Origin of the sequence: Bradyrhizobium oropedii, assembly GCF_020889685.1 — a bacterium.
Classification (GTDB): Bacteria; Pseudomonadota; Alphaproteobacteria; order Rhizobiales; family Xanthobacteraceae; genus Bradyrhizobium; species Bradyrhizobium oropedii.
The window spans coordinates 24,932-41,910 of the sequence record NZ_JACMYO010000024.1 but is presented as its reverse complement, the minus strand read 5'-3'; the positions used below and the strand labels follow the sequence as shown (position 1 = coordinate 41,910).

At 62.7% G+C, this 16,979-nt stretch carries 15 protein-coding genes and 1 tRNA gene; 9 read left to right on the top strand and 7 right to left on the bottom strand.

Annotation, left to right across the window (positions count from 1 at the left end):
• Positions 1-95 precede the first annotated feature (95 nt).
• Positions 96-503, top strand: coding sequence for a hypothetical protein (locus H8A95_RS09555; RefSeq protein ID WP_229182938.1), 408 nt, complete (start codon positions 96-98; stop codon positions 501-503).
• Positions 504-512: 9 nt separating this feature from the next.
• Here the strand turns inward: H8A95_RS09555 and H8A95_RS09550 are convergent, their stop codons facing one another.
• Both H8A95_RS09550 and H8A95_RS43755 read right to left on the bottom strand, forming a co-directional pair.
• Positions 513-899: a YciI family protein gene (locus tag H8A95_RS09550; protein WP_229182937.1), complete on the bottom strand. Its 387-nt coding sequence runs from the start codon at positions 897-899 to the stop codon at positions 513-515.
• Between the two features lie 415 nt (positions 900-1,314).
• A complete protein-coding gene (locus tag H8A95_RS43755) occupies positions 1,315-1,449 on the bottom strand; it encodes a hypothetical protein (RefSeq protein WP_274617396.1) in 135 nt (44 codons plus the stop codon).
• Positions 1,450-1,509: 60 nt separating this feature from the next.
• Here H8A95_RS43755 and H8A95_RS09545 point away from each other — a divergent pair.
• Both H8A95_RS09545 and H8A95_RS09540 read left to right on the top strand, forming a co-directional pair.
• A tRNA-Gly gene (locus H8A95_RS09545) sits at positions 1,510-1,583 on the top strand.
• A 480-nt stretch (positions 1,584-2,063) separates the two neighbouring features.
• Entirely contained in the window at positions 2,064-2,870 is an 807-nt protein-coding gene (locus H8A95_RS09540; protein WP_338027813.1) for a Crp/Fnr family transcriptional regulator, read from the top strand.
• 267 nt (positions 2,871-3,137) lie between these two features.
• Here the strand turns inward: H8A95_RS09540 and H8A95_RS09535 are convergent, their stop codons facing one another.
• Entirely contained in the window at positions 3,138-5,741 is a 2,604-nt protein-coding gene (locus tag H8A95_RS09535; RefSeq protein WP_229182935.1) for an MASE1 domain-containing protein, read from the bottom strand.
• Between the two features lie 412 nt (positions 5,742-6,153).
• Between H8A95_RS09535 and H8A95_RS09530 the strand changes: the two genes are divergently transcribed.
• From H8A95_RS09530 to H8A95_RS09505, 6 genes are all read left to right on the top strand, one after another.
• Entirely contained in the window at positions 6,154-6,303 is a 150-nt protein-coding gene (locus H8A95_RS09530) for a hypothetical protein (RefSeq protein WP_229182934.1), read from the top strand.
• Positions 6,304-6,992: 689 nt separating this feature from the next.
• Entirely contained in the window at positions 6,993-7,943 is a 951-nt protein-coding gene (locus tag H8A95_RS09525) for a PDR/VanB family oxidoreductase (protein WP_229182933.1), read from the top strand.
• Between the two features lie 18 nt (positions 7,944-7,961).
• Positions 7,962-9,314: an aromatic ring-hydroxylating dioxygenase subunit alpha gene (locus H8A95_RS09520; RefSeq protein ID WP_229182932.1), complete on the top strand. Its 1,353-nt coding sequence runs from the start codon at positions 7,962-7,964 to the stop codon at positions 9,312-9,314.
• Positions 9,311-9,787: an aromatic-ring-hydroxylating dioxygenase subunit beta gene (locus tag H8A95_RS09515; protein WP_229182931.1), complete on the top strand. Its 477-nt coding sequence runs from the start codon at positions 9,311-9,313 to the stop codon at positions 9,785-9,787. Before H8A95_RS09520 ends, H8A95_RS09515 begins: the two co-directional genes overlap by 4 nt.
• 7 nt (positions 9,788-9,794) lie before the next feature.
• Complete coding sequence (locus H8A95_RS09510) at positions 9,795-11,411, top strand: ATP-dependent acyl-CoA ligase (RefSeq protein WP_229182930.1); 1,617 nt, start codon at positions 9,795-9,797, stop codon at positions 11,409-11,411.
• 20 nt (positions 11,412-11,431) lie between these two features.
• Positions 11,432-12,160 (top strand): SDR family NAD(P)-dependent oxidoreductase, encoded by a 729-nt coding sequence (locus H8A95_RS09505; RefSeq protein ID WP_229182929.1) that lies wholly within the window; start codon positions 11,432-11,434, stop codon positions 12,158-12,160.
• Positions 12,161-12,183: 23 nt separating this feature from the next.
• On the opposite strand, the gene H8A95_RS09500 is transcribed toward H8A95_RS09505, so the two are convergent.
• Genes H8A95_RS09500 through H8A95_RS09485 form a run of 4 tightly spaced genes read right to left on the bottom strand, consistent with a single transcriptional unit; the run spans position 12,184 to position 16,895 of the window.
• The gene (locus H8A95_RS09500; protein WP_229182928.1) at positions 12,184-12,666 is read right to left on the bottom strand and encodes a MarR family winged helix-turn-helix transcriptional regulator; all 483 of its coding nucleotides are present in this window, start codon (positions 12,664-12,666) and stop codon (positions 12,184-12,186) included.
• Positions 12,666-13,163 carry a MarR family winged helix-turn-helix transcriptional regulator gene (locus H8A95_RS09495; RefSeq protein WP_229182927.1) on the bottom strand — a complete coding sequence of 166 codons (498 nt, stop codon included), beginning with the start codon at positions 13,161-13,163 and terminating at the stop codon, positions 12,666-12,668. The genes H8A95_RS09500 and H8A95_RS09495 overlap by 1 nt, the downstream gene beginning before the upstream one ends.
• The gene (locus tag H8A95_RS09490) at positions 13,160-14,725 is read right to left on the bottom strand and encodes an indolepyruvate oxidoreductase subunit beta family protein (protein WP_229182926.1); all 1,566 of its coding nucleotides are present in this window, start codon (positions 14,723-14,725) and stop codon (positions 13,160-13,162) included. Before H8A95_RS09490 ends, H8A95_RS09495 begins: the two co-directional genes overlap by 4 nt.
• A 10-nt stretch (positions 14,726-14,735) precedes the next feature.
• The gene (locus H8A95_RS09485) at positions 14,736-16,895 is read right to left on the bottom strand and encodes a thiamine pyrophosphate-dependent enzyme (RefSeq protein WP_229182925.1); all 2,160 of its coding nucleotides are present in this window, start codon (positions 16,893-16,895) and stop codon (positions 14,736-14,738) included.
• Positions 16,896-16,979: the final 84 nt, after the last annotated feature.

Here is a 16,979-nt window from a genome sequence, read left to right as displayed (position 1 = left end):
GCGCGAGTTCTCCACCTCCAGGTTCCTTCATCCCCTGTTAACGCAACGATGCCCAGATCGCTTGCGGTGAAACGGAGCAGGTGGAGACAGGCTCCATGCTCAAGAACGGCACCTATGCGGCGTGGTTTCGCACGTCGCTCGCGGACGGCACCGGCATCGTGCATGTCGCCGACGGCAGGCTGTGGGGCAGCGATGCCATCATGCTCTACAGCGGCACCTATGAGGTCGACGGCGAATGCTTCTCCGCGGTTCTCACCGCAAGGCGGCATTCCGAAGGTCATGCGACCGTGTTCGGCACCGACGATCTCGTGGTGCGGCTCGAGGGGGCCTTCAGCGGCGCGATCGCGATCTGCACGGGCAGGGCGGATGCCGTGCCCGATCTCGCCTTCGAGGTGACGCTGATGCCGAGCCACGACGCGCCGCCCGAGCCGCCGCCGGATCTGCCGCTGCCGAAGTTCGATCCGAGCAAGCTGCCGAAGCTGCCGAAACGCTCCGGCCGCTGAGCAAACTCGCTACGCGTCGCTGGGGCCCGCGGTCTCCGGAAACGGTGCGCCGGGGATGTAGAGCTTCAGCGGGCGGATCTCGTAGACTGCCGACGGGTTGACGCTGCGCAGGTCGCGCGCCGCGGCGATCGCCTCCGCCTCATCGGCGCAATCGAGCACGTAGAAGCCGAGCAGCTGCTCCTTGGTTTCGGAGAATGGGCCGTCGATCACCATGCCGTGGCCGGGCCCGCGCAGCGTGCTGGCCTTGCGCGTCTCGTCGAGCCGTGCAGCCGGGCCGAGCCGGCCCTTCAGCCGTTGACGGACCTCGCGCAGTCCCGTCATCACGGCTGCGTCCTCTTCGGCGTTCCACGATTTAACCTCGGCTTCGACGTGGTAGGCCAGGATGGCATAAAGCATCTATTGAGCTCCTCATTTCTGATGCGACAGGCGCTGAAGCGCGACGATGTTCGAGCGTGAATCTTTCCGGAAAACCGCTTCGCACTTTTCCGGATCATGCTTTAGGACGTCTCGCGGCGGCCCGCACCGACATTTCATCTGTAGCGGATCGGATCGATTTGGGGCTGCGACAAGGTTTCCCCCGAAGCCGTGCGGAAACCGGATTCCGCCCGGCAGGCTTGAACGCGTGAATCGGGCGGGCAGGGCTGCGGCGAACTTCGCGGCTCGATGGCAAAAAGGCGCGGCGGAATCGCTTCCGCCGCGCCCCCGATGTTGATGTCTCGCTGGTCCAGGGCTGAGAGCGCCCCGATGCCAGGCTGATTGCTCAGGGCCTAGCGGGCGATCCCAGCGAGGTGACAGCGCTTGAGACAAGACACTAGATCACCTCCTTTTCTTTGTTGATGGGACCAGCAATATAGGTGGCGAATCCGCCGCTGTTAAGGCCGCCATCCGGCCCGTCCGCGCCAGGAACCGGGCTGATCGCGCCGAAATATCTGCGTTTACCGGACAACAAAGCCATCCGCCGAGGCAGTTGAGACGGCCGTCCGGCCGTGTTAGGGGATCGTTCGACGCGGGTGTAGCTCAATGGTAGAGCAGCAGCCTTCCAAGCTGAATACGAGGGTTCGATTCCCTTCACCCGCTCCAATGATTTCAATAACTTAACGCGTCAGGAGAGTTTCATTCTGACAAGTAGCGTTTTCTCGTTCTGACAAACGTTCACTTGTTGAGCTCGACGCTTGATGCGCTTCATTTGCGCATCCCGCTTTGCCACGTCGTCATCGTGAAGATAGTGAGCAATCGCCGCAGTTGAGGACCACTGTCCCTTCGGCATCACGGCTGCTGCGTGGCGATCGTGATGCGGGTTCGTTGGCGGCAACGATGTGCTGGAGGCGGTCTTTGCCCGAGCGCCGGCGATCGGCTCCGTTCTCACGCTCCTGACGCATGCGATGATTCCGGCGGCGCAGGAAGGAGGCTCGCCTGCGGAGCGGCCGATGGTCGCTTCATTCCCCTATTTGTGCTCTTTCTCGCCCTCGCCGAGTCTTTGGTTTGAGTTGACGAGCGCAATGGTTTCATTCGGAATAGCCGCTACCGGTATCGGCTTACACAGCACTTTGGCGAAATCAAATGATACTCAGCGCAGACGTGTCCAGCATGCTGGATCGCATTCTAGATGCAGCAACCAATAACCTCAGGTTCGCTAAGATTCTGCTTCAGATGGGTCTCGATCCCAATGACGTGACCTGGGACGCCATTTTCAGCCGCCTGCTGGAAATCTTTCTGCACAACATCACCCTGGCAAACATGTTCGCCCTGGTTGGCGCGATCTTCTTTGTCGCCACCCTGCTGACGCAGACCATGGTGCCGCTTCGGGTCGCCAACATGATCGGTTGCGTATTCTTCGCCATCTTCGGTGCGCTCACTGGAGCCGTTACGACGTTTCTTCTTTATCTCTTGATGGTTCCCATAAACGCCTATCGCCTTCGTCAAATGCTCGCTCTCGTGAAGAAGGCACGCGCCGCAACGCAGGGCGACATGTCGATGGAGTGGCTCAAGCCGTTCATGACCCAGCGCAAGTATCGCAAGGGCGATATCTTGATGAAGAAAGGTGACACGGCCAACGAAATGCTGCTGACCGTTACCGGCAGATTCCGGGTCGTCGAAATCGACGTCGATGTTCCGCCGGGCCGCCTGATGGGTGAACTCGGCTTCCTCACACCCGACAACCGCCGGACCGCGACGATCGAATGTATCGAGGATGGCCACGTTCTAACCATCACCTATGAAAAGTTGCTCGAGATCTACTTCCAGAACCCGCAGTTCGGCTACTACTTCCTTGTCTTGACCAGCCAGCGCCTACTGGAAAATCTCGCGCGGGCCGAAGCGATCATAGCGCAGAACAAGATCGCGGTGCAGACGGGCTCGGCGAACTGACGGTGGTTCGGCTCGATAGACCCTGGCTGCCGCCCGCCGCAAACCTGAACCTACCGAACCGCTCCTCCGAGCAATGAATGCTGTCTAGCACGACACACACGACAAGAAGGTCATGATTTATGAGTTGCGCGCGGCGCTGAGTAGCTCAACTTGCGAGACTGTGCACCCAGCGGGTCAGGCCAGAACCGGATTCGCGCATTTGCGACGAGGGAGGCCTGCTCGATCACTGCGTCGGCACGGCCGAGCAGTCCCCGTGATGGCGATCGGTCAATGTCTGCGCAAAGCGTCGGTCGTGTTTGACGCCAAAGGTACGACGGATGATCGCGCTGATCTCGGGGGCGCAAGATCCTGGATAAAATCTCTCAGTGCCTCGGTATCGAACGGCTTGCGGAGTATCTTTAGATTTGGCGGTGCCGCATTTGCAGCATCGCTGTAACCGGTCGTCAGGGCGATCGGCAAACCCGGGTAGCGCGACCGTACTTCTCTCGCGAGCCCGACGCCATCGATGGTTCCCGGCATGACAATATCGCTGAAGACGAGATCGATCCTCGTGCCGGCATCGAGCAATTTCAACGCCGCTTCGGCCGAATCCCGATAGATCGTTTCATAACCCAGATGCTCGAACAGCGATGATGTCACATCCGCCACTTCTGGGCTGTCGTCGACAACGAGAACCGTCTGCCGCTGCGGCTGCTTCGGTCTTACTCTGGCAGCGGCGAGGTCTTTAGTGGCGGTTTGCTCGTCTGCACTGGACGGCAAGTAGATTGTAATCGTTGTCCCTTGTCCAACCTTGCTGTCTGCCGTCACCGTTCCACCCGCCTGGTGGGCAAAACCATAAACCTGGGACAGACCGAGCCCGGTCCCCTTGCCGACCTCCTTGGTCGTGAAAAACGGATCGAACATCTTGGACAGAAGATGTGGCGGAATACCCGTGCCGGTATCGCCAAGCGCTATCGCAAAGAAGGCCTTTGCTCGGCGATCGCCGCCGGTTTCCTGGTTCGCGGTCACCGCATGGACGGACAGGGTGAACGTGCCGCCGCTCGGCATTGCATCGCGCGCATTAACGGCGATGTTGACGATCGCAAGTTCCAGCTCGGCGAGGTCCACCTTGACCGACGCGACGCCCTCACCGACGTTCTCGTTGTACACGATGTTCCCGCGCAGTGAGCTCTCGATCATCGTCCGCATGTTCTTGATGGACGCATTCAGATCGACGACCGTCGGGCTGAGATGCTGATGACGAGAGAAGGTCAGCAATTGGCGTGTGAGGCTCTCGCCGCGTTTGGCCGCGGTCTGTATGGCTTCGATTGCCTTGGGCAGTTTTGGATCGAGCAGGCGCGTGAAGATCTGGGCGCTGCCTCCGATGATCATCAATAGATTGTTGAAGTCGTGTGCAATCCCGCCGGTCAGCTTGCCGATTGCCTCCATTTTCTGTGACATCGCGAGCTGTTCGCGCGCCTGAACCAGCTTCTCCTCCGCGTCGCGTCGCTCGGTTGCGTCCCGCAGAATACTGATGAAGCCGATCAGATTTCCTGCGTCGTCATGGCTCGACGAGACCGAGCCCGTGATGAAGAACGGCGTACCGTTCTTTCTGATGCGCCAACCCTCGACGTCGTACCTGCCTCTTTCGATGGCCGTCTCCAGCGCGTGTGTCGGTGAACCCGCGCGTCGCTCATCCGGCCGATACAATATTCCAAAATGCTTGCCGATGATTTCTTCCGAGGTGTAGCCGATGATTTTTTGAGCGGTGCTGTTCCAACTCGTAACGTGTCCTTCTCTATCAAGCGCAAAAATCGCATAATCGACGACGCCTTCGATAAGGGTCTGGAAGTGCCGTCTGATGCTGTCGAGCGCCAAGGCTTTCCGTTCAAGTTGGCCGTTCAGTTGGTCCTGAACGGAAAGTAGATGGACTTCCGTGGCCTGGCGCGTCGCAATTGCCGCTGCCAGGGCAAGAGGAGGCGCCGATACGATGATCGAAAGCACGAGCAAGGATAACAGTGCGCCATTCGGATCCAGTTTCGGAAATGGATCATTCCCCACCGAGAATCCCCACACGGCCATTCCGACAAAAATGAACGCAGCCGTCGACACGGTGCATCGATCGCCGCGCAGGCCGGCCCAGATCAAGGGTAGTAGAACCAGAAAGCCCAGAAGGCTCCGATGCGGCAGCAACACGTCGAGGTCAGTGCTGATGAGATCGGTACCGATGAGCGGACTGTAAGCAACGATCCCGATGATCGCAGCGAGAGCGGGGAGAGCGATCGATTCCAATAGCTTCCATTTCGAGGGAACGCGCAAGGGGATCGCCGCCCAGAGCACGATGACCGGAGCAATCAGCAGGGCCGCAGCCGCGTCCGCAAGCCACCAGGTCACCCCGGCGACGACGGAATCGGAAAGGCTCGATTCGTTGGCGAGCGTGAAGCCGGCCAGGGCGATGGTGGAACTGATGACCGTGGTCGGCGTAAAGGAAATGATTGCAAATTTTACAACGCCGGAAGGCGTGGCAAACGTCTCGCGACCGTTCGACCAGCGGTCGATCAGCTGTGTCCCGGCAAATGCAGCAAGGAGGCTGCCGATCCCGGCGGCGCCAAACTCCAGGAACGATCGGTCGGCCATGAGGTAGGGAGAGACGGCTCCCACCAGGATCGCCGGCCAGATCCGGTAACCGCGCAGCAGGACCAGCGCGAGCGCAAGCCCGGTTGGTGGCCATAGCGTCGTCCCGGTCGGATTTATCGCGGGAAGCAATCGCGCGGATTCAGCAAGGCCGCCATAAATCGCGGCAATTATCAAGATTTCGACCGAGTAGGTCGCAATGCTCCGAGCGTCGCCAAAAGCGAAAATCCTGGCTTTGTCGAACGTTGCCCTTTCCATCCCAAGCCTTTGCAGTGGGCATCTCAAGAATGCGGTGGCGACCTGTCCCCTGATCCAGTGTCACCAAAAGCGGCGAATCGCATTGTCATGACGTCGATGTTCCCGCCAAGCACTCAACGCAGTTTTGACCAAAGCATGGCCGCACGATGGTGAGGAGAGGGGACCAGGCAAACTTCGGAACGAGGGGCTATCGGGCAGGGCCACTGACCTAATAGCACCAAGACCCGAAACGGGGCACGGCAGCATCCGGAATACAAATTGGGTACGATCCCGCTGCGTGTCGATGGGGGCACCAGCCGTCATTTTTCCTGTTGGCGCAGGAGGGAGCGCGCTGCAATGGCGAGCGGCATCCGTATTGAACTCGGCCGAAGGTAGCGGCGACCAAATTGTCGGTAGACTGGAGGACCACGACATGCCCGACTGGATTCTCGCGCCGATTTGTGTGGCCGCACTGGGCGGCTTTATCTGGTTCGCGTTTCGACAGGGGTTCAAGGTCAAGCCCGACAAGGACAACCGCGACCATCCGACTTTACCCCTTGGGCCGGACGGGTCTTGGCGCTAACGGCGGTCCCGAGCGACAGGCGCTGCCGGCGCCACGCCGTGTGGCCCACGGTCGTGTGAGATCGTCATCGTGAGGTCGTGACGGGGGGCGAGGGTGCCCCAAGGAGGGGCCTCTTGCGGTATGCAATCCTACACCCTTTGGGGTATGCCCAATCGTCACGTGAACTTTCTGCGCCGATGTGTAAACGTGATGGCTACCGGGATTTTGCATTTCAGTCCTGGGGCTAGAGCTGACGCTGTCCGCATGCATTTTAAGCGGGCGGTGTTGTGCTGATGTGGACCAGCGCCCCGTCGCAGCATCCCGCTCCCGCGTGCGGAGGCGGCCCATGAAGCGAATACCCACGAGCGAAGCGATCATCACCGTCGCCTTGTTGGTGATGTTCGCGCTCGTGATCTGGTTTGGCGCCATGCCCTGAGCCTCCATGCCCTAAGCCTTGGGCGCCCGGCGCCGGTCGACCGGTGGGCAAACAAGCTCAGGCAGCGCTGGACACGCTCCATTTCGTATCCCGTTCGCTCTCACGATCATGCTGGTCATGCGCCATGGTGGCGGTCGCAGGCCACCGACCTTTCTGCATCGACCGGGTCCTCGTAAGCCCTGACGCACCCGCTTCCTGTCGCCACGTCGGCGATTGACAGGGAATTATTACATGTATAAAAATATGCAAATTCATATAATATGAGATGCCCGAAATGGACGCGCATCCGCTTAAGCTCAAGGTGCAGTCGGTCGTTGCGGAGACGTCGGTCGTTCGCAGCGTCGTGTTCGACGTGGAGGGCGGCGCCGTGCCACTATGGCAAGCAGGCGCGCATATTCGCGTGCTGCTGCCGAACGGAGGAGACCGGCCGTACTCCCTGATGGCGTTGCCGGACCTGCCCGACGGCACGGTGGCGCTGGGGGTGCTGCGCGAGGAGGCATCGACCGGTGGCTCGCAGTTCATCCACGCGCTTCAGGTCGGCGACGTCGTGAGGGCGACCGCGCCGGTCAACAATTTCGGTCTTCATCAGGGCACAGCGCCCGCGCTGCTGTTTGCCGGCGGCATCGGCGTCACGCCGATCCTGTCGATGGCGGCGGAGCTGAAGGCGCAGGGAATTCCCTATCGCCTGCACTATGCCGGACGAATGCCGGGGCTGCTGGCGTTCCTGCCGCAGTTGCAGGCGATCTGTTCGGAGGGCCTCGCGGTTCATTACGACAGCGATGCGTCCCGCCTCGATATCGCGGCAGCGCTCGGCGATGCGCCCGCGGAAGCGCACGTCTATGTCTGCGGCCCGGCCGGCATGATCGACGCGGTGAAATCAGCCGCGCTCGCCAAGGGGATTCCGGCCGACCGCATCCATTTCGAGCTGTTCAAGGCGGAGCAGCCCGGTTCCCCCAACAAGCCATTCGAGGTCGAGCTCAAGTCGACCGGGCAGGTCATCACGGTCGCGACCGATCAGAGCATCATCCAGGCGCTGGAAGCGGCGGGCCTCGACGTGCTGTACGACTGCCAGCGCGGCGATTGCGGCATCTGCCAGTGCGGGGTGATCGCAGGCCTGCCCGATCATCGCGACGTCATTCTCAGCGACGACGAGAAGGCGTCCAACAAGGTGATGCAGATCTGCGTGTCGCGTGCGAAGTCGGAACGGCTGGTGTTGGATCTCTGAGAGGAGGCAAGAGGCGCCATGGCGAAATACGGAAAGAATCCCCGCGCGATCGCGGGGCTCGTGCGCGACGCCGAAGTGCATCGCGACGTCTATGTCGATCCCGAGGTTTTCGAGCTCGAGATGGAGCATCTGTTTCCCAACAGCTGGATCTATGTCGGCCATGCCAGCCAGCTGTCGAAGCCAGGCGATTTCATCACCGCCAAGATCGGCCGGCAGCCGGTCATGGCGAGCCGCCATAGCGACGGCTCGATCCACGTCTTCTACAACCGCTGTCCGCACAAGGGCGTCAAGATCGCGTCCGAGCCGTGCGGCAATACCGGAAAGTTCTTCCGCTGTCCCTATCATGCCTGGTCGTTCAAGACCGACGGCTCGCTGCTCGCGATTCCGCTGAAGAAGGGCTACGAGGGCACCGGGTTCACCGACACGCAGGCGAATGGCGGGCTGTCGAAGATCAAGAATGTCGTGATCTACCGGGACTTCATCTTCGCGCGGCTGAGCGAGAACGGCGTCGGCTTCGAGGATTATTTCGGTGAAAGCCTCTCGACCATCGACAACATGGCCGACCGCTCGCCGGAGGGGAAGCTGGCCGTCGCAGCCACGCCGATCCGTTACATGCACACCTGCAATTGGAAGATGCTGGTCGAGAACCAGACCGACACCTGCCATCCGATGGTCGCGCATGAGAGCTCGGCCGGCACCGCCATCAAGGTCTGGCAGCGCGAGCAGGGCAATTCGACCGAGACGCCGATGGCGGTGCAGCTCTATGGGCCGTTCATGAGCCCGTACGAGTTCTACGAGCAGAGCGGCATCCGGATCTGGCCCAACGGCCATGGCCATACCGGCGTCGCCAACTCGATCCATTCGAACTATTCCGACGTCGAGGGCTATCTCGGCCAGATGGTTGCCGCCTATGGCGAGAAGCGGGCCCACGAGATCCTCGGAGAGGTCCGCCACAACACCGTCTATTTCCCGAACATCATGGTGAAGGGCGCGGTGCAGATCCTCCGCAATTTCATCCCGATCGCGGTCGACCGGACACTGGTGGAGAGCTGGGTCTATCGCCTGGTCGGTGCGCCCGACAAGCTCTACGAGCGTGCGCTGATGTACAACCGCTTCATCAACGCGCCGACCTCGATCGTCGGGCACGACGATCTCGAAATGTACGAGCGGGCCCAGGAAGGACTGAAGTCGAACGGCAATCAGTGGGTCAATCTGCGCCGGCTCTACGAGAGCGGCGAGGAGCCTGATGTCACCGCTGTCATCAACGGCACGTCGGAGCGCCAGATGCGGAACCAGTTTCATGCCTGGGCCAAATACATGACCATGGACATGAACCAGGACATGGACCAGCCGGTCGAGGCCGCCGAATGATCAGCGAAAACACCATCACCGATTTCATCTATCGGGAAGCCGAGCTGCTCGACACGATGCAGTGGCAGGCCTGGCTCGACCTGTTTCATCCGGATGCGCGCTACTGGATGCCGCTGGAATGGCAGCAGCAGGATCCGGTGCTGCAGCCGTCACTGATGTATGAAGACCTGTTGCTGATGAAGGTGCGCGTCGAGCGCCTGACCGGCGAACGCACCTTCAGCCAGAAGCCGAAGAGCCGCTGCCATCATCTGCTGCAGGCGCCGCGGATTGTTGCCTGCGATCCGGCGGCCGGCATCTTCAAGGCGCGGACGTCCTACATCTACACCGAGACCCGCGGCGACACGCTGGAGCGCTTCTCGGGATGGGCGTCGCACGATCTCGTTCAAGTCGGCGACGACCTCAAGATCATGCTCAAGCGCATTGATCTCGTGAACTTCGACGCTCCCTTCGGCAATATCCAGCTCTTCATGTGAGTGCGCCTTGACCGCTGCGACCACTGTCCATGTCCGCTTCCGTGACATCGCCCTCAGCCGGGGGGACGCCGGCTTTCTCAACGTGCTGCCGGAGACGGCCGAGATCTACGGCATCGCGGCCGGCGAGATTTCGTATCGTGCCATGCTCGAGCGGGTGGAGCACTGGCGCACGGCATTTGCCGGACGCGGCTATGGCGAAGGCCATCGGGTCGGGCTCCTGCTCGAGAACAGGCCGCGCTTCGTCGAGCTGTGGTTCGCGCTGAACGCGCTCGGCGTTTCCGTGGTACCGATCAATCCCGATCTGCGGGTCAGCGAGCTCGAATACATCATCGCGCATTCCGAGATGAATGCGGCGTTCGTGCTCGCCAAACGCCGCGACGAGGTCGAGACTGCGGCACGCCAGGCCGGCCGGCCGATTCCGGTAGCAACCGAGGGCGACGACGTTCCAGCCCCGCTGGGCGGCGCACGCCCGGCGAGCGCGGGCGACGGGGCGACCGAATGCGCGCTGCTCTACACCTCGGGGACGACAGGCCAGCCCAAGGGCTGCGTGCTCACCAACACCTATTTCCTGCATTCCGGAGACTGGTACCGCGACGTCGGCGGGCTGATCGATCTCAAGCGCGATGGCGAGCGCATGATCACGCCGCTGCCGCTGTTTCACATGAACGCGATGGCGGTGTCGCTGATGGCGATGCTGTCGGTCGGTGGCAGCCTGACCATGCTCGATCGCTTCCATCCGCGCAGCTGGTGGAGATCCGTGCGCGACAGCCGGGCGACCTGCCTGCATTATCTCGGCGTGATGCCCTCGATGCTGATGAGCGCACCGCCATCTGAGGAAGATCGAGCGCACGGCGTGCAGTTCGGCTTCGGCGCCGGCGTCGACAAGCTGCTGCACGCGCCGTTCGAGGCGCGTTTCGGCTTTCCGCTGCTCGAGGCCTGGGCGATGACCGAGACCGGAAGCGGCGGCGTGATCGCCGCCAATGTCGAGCCGCGCAAGGTCGGCACCAGCTGCTTCGGCCGTCCGGCGCCCGAAGTCGAGGTTCGGATCGTCGACGACGGCGGCAATGATGCGACGGCGGGAATGCCGGGCGAACTGCTGGTACGGCGGGCGGGGGCCGATCCCCGCTACGGCTTCTTCAGGGAGTACCTGAAGAATCCGGAAGCCACCGCCGAGGCCTGGAAGGACGGCTGGCTCCATACCGGGGACATCGTCTCGCGCGATGGCGATGGCGACCTGCATTTCGTCGATCGCAAGAAGAACGTGATCCGCCGCTCCGGCGAGAACATCGCCGCGGTCGAGGTCGAATCCGTCCTCAACCGCCATCCCGCGATCCGGCAGGCCGCGGTGGCGGCAACACCGGATCAGGTGCGCGGCGACGAGGTCGCGGCCGTGATCATCGCGGAGCAGCCGGGGGCGGATCGTGCGCAAGCCGAGGACATCGTGCGCTGGAGCCTGGAGCAGATGGCCTATTACAAGGCACCGGGCTGGATCTGTTTCGTCGAGAAACTCCCGCTGACCGCGACCGAGAAGATCCAGCGCGCCGGGTTGAAGGAATTCGTCGCGAAGCTGATGCGCGAGGGCGCATTCTTCGATTGTCGCGACCTCAAGCGGCGGCAGGAGTGACAATTGGCAGGGAGCCGATCATGAGCGAGACCCGCACCACACTCATCACCGGAGGCAATTCGGGAATCGGCGAGGCGCTGGCGAAGAAGCTCGTTGGCGAAGGACAGCGGGTGGTTTCGGTCGGGCTGGAGAAGCCTGTGTGGACCCACGATCTGCTCACCGCCTATCGTGCGGACCTCACCAGCATGGCGGAGACGCGAGCCATCGCCGAGGAGATCTGCCGCGATCATGCCATCGATAGCCTCGTGCACAATGCCGGCATCATCCTGCCGAACCTGCTGCCCGATGCGAAGCCGGAAGACATCCTGACGCTGGCGCAATTGCATCTGGGCGCACCGATGTTGCTGACCCAGGCGGCGATGGAAGGGATGCGGTCGCGGCGGTTCGGGCGGATCGTGTTCGTGAGCTCGCGCGCCGCGATGGGCGCGGCCACGCGCTCGGCCTATTCCGCGACCAAGGCCGGCGTGCACGGCATGGCGCGGACCTGGGCGCTGGAGCTGGCGTCGAGCGGGATCACGGTGAACGTGGTCGCGCCGGGTCCGATCCTGACCGACAATTTCTGGGGCATCGTCCCGAAGGGCTCCGAGCAGCAGGAGAGGATGGCACGCAACGTTCCGGTCGGGCGGCTCGGCACCCGCGAGGACGTGGCGCACGCGATCAGCTTCTTCCTCGACGAGCGCTCGGACTTCGTGACCGGCCAGGTGCTCTATGTCTGCGGCGGCACCAGTCTTGCCGGCCTCAGTCCCTGATCGCAAGGTCAGGTCGGGTCAGATCAGATCTGGTTCTGGCGGATGTTCTCGACCATCCTGGCCAGCACCCGGGCGCAGACCTCGATCTCGTCGGGGTCGATGCCCACGGTCAGCCGGTCGTAGTTGGCCTCCATGATCGGCCAGATCTTGCGCAGCAGCGCTTCGCCGTCCGGCGTCAATCCGACGACGCGGCGACGCTGGTCCTCCTCCGCGATTTCGCGCTTGACGAGGCCCGCTGTCACCATCGACTCCACCATGCGGCTCGCGGTCGACTGCTCGGTAACGGCCAGAACGGCAATCTCGTTGACGGTCAGGGTCTTGTAGATGAACAGCACCGACAGCGTCCGGAATACGACGTTGTTGATGTTGTGCTCGCTGAGATCGCGGTTCTGATCCAGATTCCAGCGGTTGGCGAGCCGGTTGAACAGATAGGGGATGTAGCTTTGCAGCTGATCCCGCGTCCGCGGTGGACCGGATTTCCATCTGCTCCTGGAGTCTTTGGCCATTACTTCTTGCGACCCTGCTGCTTGCTTTCGCTGCCAAGTTTCGAGGAGAGGGACCGCAGCATCGACAGTGCCGTCTCCAGCTCCCGGGCGGGAATGCTTTCGAGCCGTTCGCTCAAGTGCTTCTTATGCACGTCGGCGGCCTTCCTGAACAGGGCCTCGCCCTTCGGCGTCAGCCGGACGATGAACGAGCGGCGGTCCTCGCTCGACATCTCCTTGCTGATGAGATCATCAGCCAGCAGGCGCTGCACCAGGCCCGAGACGTTGCCGCCGGACACTTTCAGGTTCTGGGACAACTGCCCGAGCGCGAGGCCGTCCTTGTAACGATCGAGTTGCGCCAGCACGTCGAACTTGGCGAGCGACAACCCGAACTCCGAGCTCAGCATGGAATTCAGCGACGCAAACAGCTCGCCATGCAGTGACAACAGTTGCAGCCAAAGCCGGGTTTCGATCTGCCCGAATTCGGGAGCAATGCTTTCCTTGAGTGCCGACGACGTCATGCGAAGCTCTTGATGGTCTGGATCACGCCGTCGAGCTCCTTGCCGGCGCTGTCCTTCAGCGCGGCTTCCCGCAGCCGGCGCGCCCAGTCGGCGGCATCTTCGCGCGGCGCGACCAGCTTGATCGCCGCCAGCGTCTTGTCGAACTTCGACAGGCCGCGGCTGTGCGTATCGGAATAGCCTTTGACGAGGCGCCTGCATTGCAGGACCTCGACGCCCAACTGATAGTTCGTTCGGACTGCCTCTGTCGCGGACTTGACCCATTCATCCCGATGCGCAGTCTCGATGGCGTGACGCAGCGAGCGGCGGCGGATGCCGCGCAGTCCGCCGACGACATAGAGCGCGACGAACCAGGGCAGCGAATAGGTCCGCACCCTTCGTCCCTTGTTGACGCGTCGGTCGAGCCAGCCGAGCAGGCCCGGCTTGGCGCCAAGCCAGCGCGCGAATCCCGCCGGCAGCATGCCCATGACCTCCTCCATGCGGGGATGCATGAACTCGGTGGTCTGCAGCACCTGGCCCGCGGACAATTCGAGATCGCCTTCGATCCGCGCGCGGCGGCCGGATCGGGTCTTGAGGTCGGCAACGCGGATGACGTCGTCATAGGTCATGGCGTTGGCGAGATATTTTGCAGCGGCCCCGGTGAAGGCAAAATTCCGCGCGGCACCACCGGCGCTGCGATCGGCGGCGTGGAGCTTGCCAAGGATGTCGAGATATTCGCCGCCATAGGCGACGTCCTGGAAATCGACCACCTTCTTCAGCCCGGCGCGGCCGATGGCGTGTGCGGCGTCGGGCAATTCCTGCGTCAACCGGGCGGCGAGGCCGGCAAGGCGGGGATCCAGAGCCGCCGGAGCGGGGGGCGTCTTGGCAGTCTCCGATTGCACGGGCGTCACCGGCTCCGGGGCTTTCGACTGCACCCGGTCATACGCGGCCTCGAACGCGCGGATGCTGGCCTGCGCGCCCTTGTCGCCGGCGCGGATGACGTCGAGATAGCTGTCGTGGCTGAAGCTCAGCACGCCGGCGCCCGCGAGGGCGCCGAACATCGCAGCCGAGATGACGCTACCGTTGGCGATCGCCAGCGCATTCATGTCGAAGATGATCTCGGTCTTGGCGGCGATCCCGATGGCGCCGGTCACCGCGCCCTTGTCGGCGATGCCGTTGCCCGGCGCGATCTTCTCGCCGATCGCAAAGGTCCGGTGATTGGAGGCGATCAGCGTGGTACGGTCCGGCGTCACCAAGCCACGCAGGATCGAGCGCCCGGCTTCCATGAACTCCGCCGCCATCACCACGTCGACATCGCCGGGCGTCGGCATCAGCGACAGGATCGGCTTGCGGCCGTCGAGCGGCGGCATCGCCTCGATGTAGTAGATCGTGGCGCCGGTGCGCTGGGCGACGCCGGGCACCGAGGTCGACTGCGCGACCCAGCCGTGGTTCTCGGCGAGCTGGACGATCCAGTCGGTGAGCACGCCGCCGCCCTGGCCGCCCATCGCGACGATCGCGATCGAGATCGGCCGCTCGGTTGCGTCACCCGCGGCGGGGAGGGCCAGCTTCACCGTTTCGTCTCTCATGCCAAAGCTCTCATGCCAAAGCCTCGAGCGCCGGACGCCGGCGATCGCGGCGCCGCTGCAGCCAGCCGATCACGGCCATCGCGACCTTTGATTTGAACTTGTCCCAGCCGGTCGGGTTGTGAATGACGTCGGCGCGATAGAACGAGGGACACAGCACGGCCGCTTCCGCGACCTCGCCGCAATTGCCGCAGCCGACGCAGGAATTGTCGATCGCCGCAACGGGATCGTCGCGCAAGGGATCGTCGAGTTGCTTGACCGAGAGCGAGGGGCAGCCGGAGAGGCGGATGCAGGCGTGGTCGCCGGTGCAGACATCCTCGTCGACGCCGAACCGTTCCTTGACGGTGCGAACGCCGTCCTTGATCGCCTTGCTGATCTGCGGCTTCACGCGGCGCTGTTTGTTCAGCATGCATTCGGAGGAGGCGACGATGACCTTGGGGCCTTGCTCCTTGGTGGTCAGCGCTTCCTTCAGCGTGTCGCGCATCCGGCCGACATCGTAGGTGCGGTCGATCTGCCGGACCCATTGCCCGCCGATGCCCTTCACGGCCTGCACGATCGAGTTGTTGGTGTTCCGCCGTTTGCTCACCGCGCGCGACGACAGGATGTCCTGACCGCCGGTCGCCGAAGTGTAGTAATTGTCGACGATGACGAAGACGCCGTCATGCTTGTTGAACACGGCGTTGCCGATGCCGCTGGTCAGGCCGTTGTGCCAGAAGCCGCCGTCACCCATCACGGCGATCGAGCGCTTGTCGGCCTTGACGTTGAAGGCCGAGGTCGAGGCCGGGCCGAGGCCAAAGCCCATCGTCGTCGCGCCGATGTTGAACGGCGGCAGGATCGAGAACAAATGACAGCCGATGTCGGCGGAGACGTGGTGCTCGCCGAGTTCGCTCTCGACCAGCTTCATCGCGGCGAAGATCGGCCGCTCCGGGCAGCCGGTGCAGAGGCCGGGCGGGCGCGCCGGCACGACTTGCTTCAGCTTCTCGACCTCGGGGTGGCTCAGCACGGCGGTTGCGTCCGGCGCCGGCGGCCGGTTGCCGAGCAGCCGCGGATCGGTCTTCTCGAGGAATTCCCGCACGCCGCCGAGCAGCACCTGCGCGGTATAGTCGCCACCCATCGGGAGCACGTCCTTGCCGTGGACGCGCGCCTGGATATCCCTGCGGCGCAGCACCGTGTTGATCGCCTGCTCCAGATATTCCGGCTGGCCTTCCTCGACGATCAGGACTGCGTCCTTGTCCAGACAGAACTCCGCGACCTCGGTGTCGATCACGGGGTAAGTGACGTTCATGACGTAGAGCGGGATCTGGGTGTTGCCATAGGCATCCGACAGCCCGAGATATTGCAGCGCGCGAATGACGTTGTTGTACATCCCGCCCTGCATGATGATGCCGACCTTGCCCTGCTTCGGCCCCATCCATTCATTCAGCCTGTTGTCCCGGACGAAGTTGATGGCGGCGGGCATCCGCGTCTTGATCTTCTCCTGCTCATGCTCATAGGCCGCCGGCGGCAGCACGATGCGGCCGACGTCGCGCTTCGGATTGTTCAGTGCGTCCTTGATGGTGTGGGCCGGCTTGACATTGTCCTTGCAGGCAAAGCTTCCATGCATGTGGCAGGCACGGACCCGCACCTCCAGCATCACAGGCGTGTTCGAGACCTCAGAGAGCTCAAAACCCTTCTCGATCAAATTGACGATGCATTCATGGTCGGGACGCGGATCCAAAAGCCAGATCTGCGATTTCATCGCAAAGGCGTGGGTGCGCTCCTGCATGATCGAGGAGCCTTCGCCGTAATCCTCGCCGACGATGATCATGGTGCCGCCGGTGACGCCACCGGAGGCGAGATTGGCCAGCGCGTCGGAGGCGACATTGGTGCCGACCGTCGACTTCCACGCGACCGCGCCGCGCAGGGGATACATCACGGAGGCCGACAGCATTGCTGCTGCCGCCGCTTCATTGGCGGAGCTCTGGAACACGACGCCGAGATCGTCGAGCACGTCCTTGGCGTCGGCCAGCACGTCCATCAAATGCGAGATCGGCGAGCCCTGATAGCCGCCGACATAGGCGACGCCGGATTGCAGCAGGGCCTTGGTGATGGCGAGGATGCCTTCGCCGCGGAAAGTGTCGCCGTCGCCGAGCCGGAGATCCTCGACCTCGCGAGCAAAAGACCGTTCAGCCATTGCACCCTCCAGAAATATGCGATAGCATACGTTTACATGTAAAGTAAGTCAACGCTGCGCCACGATGATGAGCCGGCGACAGGG

What these genes read in the sequence shown, in the direction of transcription:
- H8A95_RS09505 (WP_229182929.1), top strand. Translation starts at nt 11,432, where the DNA reads ATGAGCGAGACCCGCACCACACTCATCACCGGAGGCAATTCGGGAATC.
- H8A95_RS09535 (WP_229182935.1), bottom strand. Translation starts at nt 5,741, where the DNA reads ATGGAAAGGGCAACGTTCGACAAAGCCAGGATTTTCGCTTTTGGCGAC.
- H8A95_RS09520 (WP_229182932.1), top strand. Translation starts at nt 7,962, where the DNA reads ATGGCGAAATACGGAAAGAATCCCCGCGCGATCGCGGGGCTCGTGCGC.
- H8A95_RS09540 (WP_338027813.1), top strand. Translation starts at nt 2,064, where the DNA reads ATGATACTCAGCGCAGACGTGTCCAGCATGCTGGATCGCATTCTAGAT.
- H8A95_RS09490 (WP_229182926.1), bottom strand. Translation starts at nt 14,725, where the DNA reads ATGAGAGACGAAACGGTGAAGCTGGCCCTCCCCGCCGCGGGTGACGCA.
- H8A95_RS09555 (WP_229182938.1), top strand. Translation starts at nt 96, where the DNA reads ATGCTCAAGAACGGCACCTATGCGGCGTGGTTTCGCACGTCGCTCGCG.
- H8A95_RS09485 (WP_229182925.1), bottom strand. Translation starts at nt 16,895, where the DNA reads ATGGCTGAACGGTCTTTTGCTCGCGAGGTCGAGGATCTCCGGCTCGGC.
- H8A95_RS09530 (WP_229182934.1), top strand. Translation starts at nt 6,154, where the DNA reads ATGCCCGACTGGATTCTCGCGCCGATTTGTGTGGCCGCACTGGGCGGC.
- H8A95_RS09525 (WP_229182933.1), top strand. Translation starts at nt 6,993, where the DNA reads ATGGACGCGCATCCGCTTAAGCTCAAGGTGCAGTCGGTCGTTGCGGAG.
- H8A95_RS09495 (WP_229182927.1), bottom strand. Translation starts at nt 13,163, where the DNA reads ATGACGTCGTCGGCACTCAAGGAAAGCATTGCTCCCGAATTCGGGCAG.
- H8A95_RS09550 (WP_229182937.1), bottom strand. Translation starts at nt 899, where the DNA reads ATGCTTTATGCCATCCTGGCCTACCACGTCGAAGCCGAGGTTAAATCG.
- H8A95_RS09500 (WP_229182928.1), bottom strand. Translation starts at nt 12,666, where the DNA reads ATGGCCAAAGACTCCAGGAGCAGATGGAAATCCGGTCCACCGCGGACG.
- H8A95_RS09515 (WP_229182931.1), top strand. Translation starts at nt 9,311, where the DNA reads ATGATCAGCGAAAACACCATCACCGATTTCATCTATCGGGAAGCCGAG.